This is a genomic window from Candidatus Thiopontia autotrophica (assembly GCF_982804495.1).
Genome location: NZ_CEYDPX010000020.1, coordinates 20,717 through 27,518, shown reverse-complemented (window position 1 = coordinate 27,518; position 6,802 = coordinate 20,717). Strand labels below are relative to the sequence as shown.

The window sequence follows — 6,802 nt, the reverse complement described above, 5'->3', positions numbered from 1 at the left end:
GGGTCCTGCAGGGCCTCACTTAGATGTATCTTCTCCCCTTTCCAGAGAACTCTTAGCTGCTCCAGTGACTCTATCTGTTCAAGCGGGCTTGCTGGCCACTGGGTGTAGCGGTGAAGAAAACCCGCCCGGTAGGCGTAGAGCCCGATATGGCGGTAGTGTCGTGTGGGCTGCCCCTGCTGATTGTCGGTAAAGTTATCGCGGTCCCACGGGATGGGGGCACGGCTGAAGTAGAGTGCATAACCGGCCTCGTCGATTACCACCTTTACTGCATTTGGGTCGAAGAGGTCTCTCTGTGCGGTAATTGGCTGGTATAGGGTGGTCACAGAGGCATCAGGGTGGCTGTCCATATCTGTTGCGACCTGCCTGATCAACTCCGCAGGCATCTGCGGCTCATCACCCTGAAGGTTTACCACAATCTCGTCAGCGTCCAGCTGTAGCTGTTCTGCGACCTCTGCCAGCCTGTCGGTGCCAGAGGTGTGGTCTGCTCTGGTCATACATACTTCTGCCCCTAGCGCGGTCACTGCCTCTCTGATGCGCTCATCATCGGTTGCAACCAGTACTCTCTCGGCCCCACTCTCTCTGGCTCGCTCCCAGACATGGGCAACCATTGGTTTGCCATTTATATCTAGTAGCGGCTTGCCTGGAAGCCGGCTGGAGCCGTAACGGGCAGGGATGATTACACTAAATTTCATTCAAGCTCTTCTGCGCTGACTCTGCGTGCCTCGTCCTCCAGCATAACCGGAATATCGTCACGTATCGGATAGGCCAGTTTGTCTGCTCTGCAGATCAGCTCCTGTTTTGGCTTGTCGTAGACCAGAGGCCCCTTGCACAGTGGGCACACCAGTATAGCGAGTAATTTATTGTCTACCATTGTCTATTAGCCTTACAAGTTGTTCTATGGGGGAAGGGATTATCCCCCAAACCCCCATCCCATGGGGCTTTTTCAGAGATTACTTAGTCTCTGTTTCAGCTTTTGTGTAATCTTTTCGTCCAGCTCTGCAGTTACCGGGGCTACCCAGATATCTATCCCCTGCCCCAAATTCAGCTCTCTCATCTTGACTGCATCCTTCTCTGTGGTGACCACAGGGTGGCCATCGGCAAAATTCAGCTCCTCTGCATTATACTGATGATGGTCAGGAAACGGATGGGTAATTACCTCGATACCAGCGCTCCTCAACATTGTGAAAAAACGCTCCGGGTTGCCTATTCCGGCAACGGCGTGGACGGTCCTGCCTGTAATATTATCCAGCGATATCTTCTCGCCAGACTCCTCTCCCAACAGATAGAGCGGTTGCGGCTGGAGCCTCATGTTCTCACCATTTACCACCACAACATCAACCTGCTGCAGACGACTCGCCCTTTCACGCAGGGGACCTGCAGGCAGGCAGAGGCGGCTCCCCAGGCGACGCTCGCCATCTATGACTGCGATCTCTATATCCCTGCCCATTCTGTAGTGTTGAAGTCCATCATCAGAGAGGATCAGATCACAGCTCTGGTCCATAACCGCCCGGTCTGCAACAGTCGCTCTATCTACTCCAACGTATACCGGTACTCCGGTTGTGGAGGCGATCAGCAGCGGCTCATCCCCTACCTCTTCGGCACTGCTATTTACGCTTACCCTGGATATCTCCTCTGTGCTCTTGCGACCATAACCGCGGCTAATCACAGCCGGACGGTATCCCTGTTGCTGAAGCCAGCTGGCCAAAGCGATGATGAGTGGGGTCTTGCCGGTGCCACCGACAGTGATATTACCAACCACAATAACCGGCACTGCCGCCCTTCTGCTCTTTACCAGCCCTGTGCGATAACCGCTGCGACGGATCTCCACCAACAGGCAGAAAAGCCAGCTTGCGGGGAGCAGCACAATCATTGGCAGCAGATAGAGTGGTCTCTTTTTGTACCACTGCCTGTCGTACCAGACTGTTTCAAAAAATTGCCGAATCATAGGTTTGGTCAGTTTACATCACTCCAGATCTTTTGGCTGAATTGACGCCATGGAACTGGGAGCTCGGCTCTCCCCAGACGGATCTGCAGGGAGCCGGTATGGGCGGTCTCAAACAGCCTGACTCCGCCTCTGCGGTAACGCTCTACCACCTTCTGCTTTGGAAAACGGTAACGATTTTTGTACCCTACCGGGAAGGCCGCCCAAGCGGGAGATACCGCATCTATCCACTCTGCAGTTGATGAGGTGTTGCTGCCGTGGTGCGGGACCACCACTCCATCAACATCGAGCAGCTCTGGAGATGTTGACAGCAGATGGTACTCTGCCTCTTTCTCTATATCCCCGGTCAGCAGCAGCGATTCACCACCTGCATCTATTCTGATTACGCAGGAGCCATTATTGCCCTTGAAGCGGTCCGGACTATCCGGATGGATAACTGTAATGGAGACTCCATTCCACATCCAGCTCTCACCAGCCAGACAGTTGGTTGCGCCGGTAACCTGTTCCGGTACAGATGATATTGACTCCACAACTGGCAGTGCTTTCATCAGGGCATCCATACCGCCTATATGGTCACGGTCATCATGGCCGATGACCAGAAGATCAACCCTCTTCCACCCTCTGGATTTCAGAAAGGGGACCACTACCGCATCACCAGCATTGAAGGTTGCACTAAAGCGGTTTCCGGTATCGTAGACCATCACCTTGTCCATGCTCTCGACTACCGTCGACAGCCCCTGCCCCACATCCAGCACTGTCACCCAGGCCTCATCCTTGTCTGGTCGCTCTGGCGAGAGCAATAGCAGAGGCAGCAGGGCAACAACTCCTGGCCAGCGTCTGCTCCAGCCTACAGGAGAGAGAATCAGAATTGCCCCAACCATAGCCAATAGTACGGTCCATAGTTCCGGTTGGTGAAAACCGAAGTGGGATAGAGCCAGGTCTGAAAACCACTCCAGTAGCGGCCATATCCACTCAAACATCTCTGCAGATAACCGCAGCAGTTGCTCGGCCCCAGATATTGAGAGCAGGTGAAGCAGTGATGCCAGAAGATTTAGCGGAACAACAATCAGGCTAACCCAAGGCACAGCGATAATATTGGCAACAGGGGCGATCAGTGAACCCTGGCGAAACAGGAAGAGCAGCATTGGCAACATTCCGATCGCAAGAACCCACTGGATGCGAATCATGGTTAGCCACTTTGATTCGCCACCCCTGCGCTCTGCCAACCCATACAGGATGAGCCCAACCGCCCCAAACGAGAGCCAGAAACCGGCCGAGAGAACTGCAAATGGGTCCAACAGCAGAATCGCAATCAGTGCGGTGAAGTATATTGTCCACGGGGCAACAGCCCTCTTTAGCAAAATCATCGCCATAACAACCGAGACCATAATCAGGGCGCGCTGGGTAGGGATGGCAAAACCTGCAAGGGCGGCGTACCCCAGGGCACCGAGAAAACCACCAACTGCCCCAGCCTGCTGAGCCGGAACCATTAGCAACAGTCTGCTCGGTATGGACCAGAGCCAGCGAAAGAGAAAGAAGAACAATCCTGATACCAGCCCAATATGGAGACCGGAGATTGCCATAAGGTGGCTGGTGCCGGTCTGCCTGAATACATCCCACTCTCTCTCTTCAATCCCCTGTCTGTCGCCAACGGCCAGTGCCGAGAGGATACCGTCTGCACGCTCTGATCTGCTGTTTTCACCAATCCATCTGGTGAGCTCTGCACGCAGTGAATCCAGGCCTGATGAAGATGGGTTCAGAACTCTGTTACCCGGGTCCTTACGTACATATCCAGTAGCACGGATCCCTTGCTGGAATAGCCACTTCTCGTAATCGAAACCTCCTGGATTCATAAAGCCGTGTGGTTGCTTGAGACGAACCCGCAGTGACCATCTCTCGCCCGCCTTGACCTCTCTCTGGGTACGATACCAGCTGATGCGGGCAAGTGCTGGCAGATCAACCAGCTCTCCCTTGTACTCAGCACTCTCTATCTGGAACAGAAACCGGAGTGAGCCATTACTCTTGCGCTGGGGGATATCTACCACCTCTCCTACTAGCTGCAGATCCTTTTTCTCCAGCTCATCAGGCAGGGAGACCGCAAGCCGCAGCTCTGCCATGAATGCTGCCCAGAGGAATCCGGCAACCAGCCAGACAAGCGGGCGCCCCCACTCTGTTCTGTGACTGATAACAGCAAGGGGGAGCAGAATAACTCCCCATACTGGTGACGGCAGCTGCTGTTGCTGAAACAGCATTACCATGCCAAACAGCAGTGAAACCGCAGCAACTGCAACAGGTGGAATTTTTGTAATTAAGTTGTAACCTTTGATATGTATCATGGAATATATAAGGTACAGTGAATATAATCAGAGAATATGCCAAAACATATCATTAAACGGTATATGCCGAACCATGAAACCATACGGGAGCACAAGCACCTTCGTATCTTTGGCACTATGCTGCATTCTGCTGATCTCTGGCATCTCAATCGTCACTCGGTTGCCGGGGCCTTTGGGGTTGGGCTCTTTATGGCGTGGGTACCTGTACCCTTCCAGATGATTCTGGCCGCTGCCGCCGCAATTTTCTTTAGTGTAAATCTGCCAATAGCGGTTGGACTGGTCTGGGTCACCAACCCATTCACCATGCCCTTTCTGTTCTGGTTCGCCTACTGGGTTGGATCCAGCATGCTCGGAACACCCCCCATCAACGTGGAGTTTGAGCTCTCTTATAGCTGGCTGGAGACCATTCTGCCACTGATATGGAAGCCCTTTCTGCTGGGGTGTCTGTTTAACGGTGTTATCGCCGCTACAATTGGATATTTCGGAATGCGCTGGTTCTGGATCTGGCATGTGGGACGTCAGTGGAGAAGACGGGCCTCTTTGAGACGCTCCTCTTAACCCTCCTCCAGCACCCCATCTACCAGCTTGAGCACTCTGTCCATTCTGCTGGCAAGCATCTGGTCGTGGGTTACCAACACCAGACTGGTTCCAACCTCTCTGTTTAGCTCCAGCATAAGATCGTATACCTGCTCTGCACTCTCCCGGTCCAGATTTCCGGTGGGCTCGTCCGCCAACACTGCCAGTGGATTGGTGATCAGCGCCCGTGCCACGGCTGCACGCTGACGCTCACCACCGGAGAGCGCTGCAGGCTTGTGGTCAAGACGATGCCCCAGACCAACCCGCCGCAGAATATCTGCCGCCTGCTGTTCTGCCTCGGAACGCGAGGTTCGTCTGATCAGCAACGGCATGGAGACATTCTCCAGGGCGGTGAATTCCGGAAGCAGATGGTGAAATTGGTAGATAAAACCGAGCTGGCGGTTACGGAGGTGACTTCTTCTGTTCTCCGAGAGTGTGGCGAGATCAACCCCGTCAATCTTGACCGCGCCACTGGTCGGCAGATCCAGCCCTCCGAGGAGGTGAAGCAGGGTCGATTTTCCTGAGCCGGAGGCGCCGACAATTGCGATCTTCTCTCCCTTGGCAAGTGACAGCTCAACTCTGCGCAACACCTCAACCCGGCTACTGCCGTCATCAAAGGTGCGGGATAGGTCACGACACTGGAGAACTGGTCCGTCACTCATAGCGCAGTGACTCCGCAGGCTGTACCCGTGACCCTTTCCATGCCGGGTAGATAGTGGCTAGCAGACTCAACACCAACGAAACCCCGGCAATCATGGTTACATCCGACCAGCGCATGTCCGATGGGACGGCATTGATGTAGTAGATATCGGCCGAGAGGAATTGCGTATCGAACAGCTGTTCAATAGCCGGGATCAGGGTCTCTACATTGAGAGCCAGAGAGATCCCTCCAAGAACGCCAAGCAGGGTTCCCACAACTCCGATCACCGTTCCCTGGACTATAAAGATGGCAAGAATATCGCGGGGGCGCTCTCCCAGGGTGCGGAGGATTGCGATATCAGACTCTTTGTCGGTAACAACCATCACCATGGTTGATACGATATTAAATGCAGCCACCGCCACAATCAGCATGAGGATTATGAACATCACCCGCTTCTCCATCTGGATGGCGCTGAAGAAGTTGGCATGCTGGCGGGTCCAGTCTGTCACCCTGAACGCCCTGTTTGAGTCGTTTGCAATCTCTCGGCTCACCTCTGGAGCCTTGAACATGTCACTCAGGCGCAGTCGCACCCCTGTCACCTCATCACCCATGCGGAACAGTTTTCCGCTATCTCGCAGCGAAAGCAGTGCCAGTCCACTATCGAACTCGTACATCCCCACCTCAAACAGCCCCACTACAGTGAAGCGTTTCATGCGCGGCACCAATCCGGCTGGAGTAACACTCCCTTTTGGAATCATCAGGGTCACCTTGTCACCGAGACCTGCGCCCAGCCTGGATGCCAGCTCAGTCCCCAGAACAATGCCGAAGCGAGTCTGATTAAGTGCCTCCAGCTCCCCCTCCACCATCTGCTCCGAGACCTCGGAGACATTGCGCTCCTCGGCAGGGTCAATCCCACGGATCATCACCCCAAAGGCTTGATCACCACTACTCAACATCCCCTGCCCCTCTATGTAGGGGGCAGCACCAAGCACCTGATCATTCTCCATTGCTGTCTCTGCCACCTCTCTCCAGCGCGGCAGAGTATCCTCAAGACCGAGCAGGCTTGTATGTGCGGCCATCCCCAGAATACGCTCACGAAGCTCTTTTTCGAAGCCATTCATTACAGAGAGCACGGTAATGAGAGCGGTCACGCCCAGCGCAATCCCCAACATCGAGGTCAGGGAGATAAAGGAGATAAAGTTGTTTTTCCGGCGTGCCCTCGTATAGCGCAGGCCAATACGGAATTCCAGTCCTCGAATCATCGCTGCAGTATACATGAAGGTCCCTATTTTTCGCGTTTCTAATCGT

The 6,802-nt window shown here is 54.2% G+C and carries 7 protein-coding genes; 1 reads left to right on the top strand and 6 read right to left on the bottom strand.

What is annotated here, in order from left to right; genetic code table 11:
- The 4 genes from kdsB to AC3ZFK_RS06715 form a co-directional block, all read right to left on the bottom strand.
- On the bottom strand, positions 1–692 hold a 692-nt coding region (gene kdsB / locus AC3ZFK_RS06730), incomplete at its 3' end, for a 3-deoxy-manno-octulosonate cytidylyltransferase (RefSeq protein WP_487507093.1).
- A complete protein-coding gene (locus AC3ZFK_RS06725; protein ID WP_487507094.1) occupies positions 689–871 on the bottom strand; it encodes a Trm112 family protein in 183 nt (60 codons plus the stop codon). The genes kdsB and AC3ZFK_RS06725, both read right to left, overlap by 4 nt.
- Before the next feature lie 72 nt (positions 872–943).
- Positions 944–1,945 carry a tetraacyldisaccharide 4'-kinase gene (lpxK, locus tag AC3ZFK_RS06720; protein ID WP_489433756.1) on the bottom strand — a complete coding sequence of 334 codons (1,002 nt, stop codon included), beginning with the start codon at positions 1,943–1,945 and terminating at the stop codon, positions 944–946.
- 8 nt (positions 1,946–1,953) lie between these two features.
- Positions 1,954–4,278: a DNA internalization-related competence protein ComEC/Rec2 gene (locus AC3ZFK_RS06715; RefSeq protein WP_489433755.1), complete on the bottom strand. Its 2,325-nt coding sequence runs from the start codon at positions 4,276–4,278 to the stop codon at positions 1,954–1,956.
- Positions 4,279–4,314: 36 nt separating this feature from the next.
- On the opposite strand from AC3ZFK_RS06715, the gene AC3ZFK_RS06710 reads away from it, so the two are divergent.
- A complete protein-coding gene (locus AC3ZFK_RS06710) occupies positions 4,315–4,836 on the top strand; it encodes a DUF2062 domain-containing protein (protein ID WP_487507097.1) in 522 nt (173 codons plus the stop codon).
- On the opposite strand, the gene lolD is transcribed toward AC3ZFK_RS06710, so the two are convergent.
- Together lolD and AC3ZFK_RS06700 are read right to left on the bottom strand one after the other, a co-directional pair.
- Positions 4,833–5,516 (bottom strand): lipoprotein-releasing ABC transporter ATP-binding protein LolD, encoded by a 684-nt coding sequence (gene lolD / locus AC3ZFK_RS06705; RefSeq protein ID WP_487507098.1) that lies wholly within the window; start codon positions 5,514–5,516, stop codon positions 4,833–4,835. The two genes, AC3ZFK_RS06710 and lolD, sit on opposite strands and share 4 nt — an antisense overlap.
- Positions 5,509–6,756: a lipoprotein-releasing ABC transporter permease subunit gene (locus tag AC3ZFK_RS06700; protein ID WP_487507099.1), complete on the bottom strand. Its 1,248-nt coding sequence runs from the start codon at positions 6,754–6,756 to the stop codon at positions 5,509–5,511. The genes lolD and AC3ZFK_RS06700 overlap by 8 nt, the downstream gene beginning before the upstream one ends.
- Between the last annotated feature and the right edge of the window lie 46 nt (positions 6,757–6,802).

What these genes read in the sequence shown, in the direction of transcription:
- AC3ZFK_RS06700 (WP_487507099.1), bottom strand. Translation starts at nt 6,756, where the DNA reads ATGATTCGAGGACTGGAATTCCGTATTGGCCTGCGCTATACGAGGGCA.
- AC3ZFK_RS06715 (WP_489433755.1), bottom strand. Translation starts at nt 4,278, where the DNA reads ATGATACATATCAAAGGTTACAACTTAATTACAAAAATTCCACCTGTT.
- AC3ZFK_RS06710 (WP_487507097.1), top strand. Translation starts at nt 4,315, where the DNA reads ATGCCAAAACATATCATTAAACGGTATATGCCGAACCATGAAACCATA.
- AC3ZFK_RS06725 (WP_487507094.1), bottom strand. Translation starts at nt 871, where the DNA reads ATGGTAGACAATAAATTACTCGCTATACTGGTGTGCCCACTGTGCAAG.
- lolD (WP_487507098.1), bottom strand. Translation starts at nt 5,516, where the DNA reads ATGAGTGACGGACCAGTTCTCCAGTGTCGTGACCTATCCCGCACCTTT.
- lpxK (WP_489433756.1), bottom strand. Translation starts at nt 1,945, where the DNA reads ATGATTCGGCAATTTTTTGAAACAGTCTGGTACGACAGGCAGTGGTAC.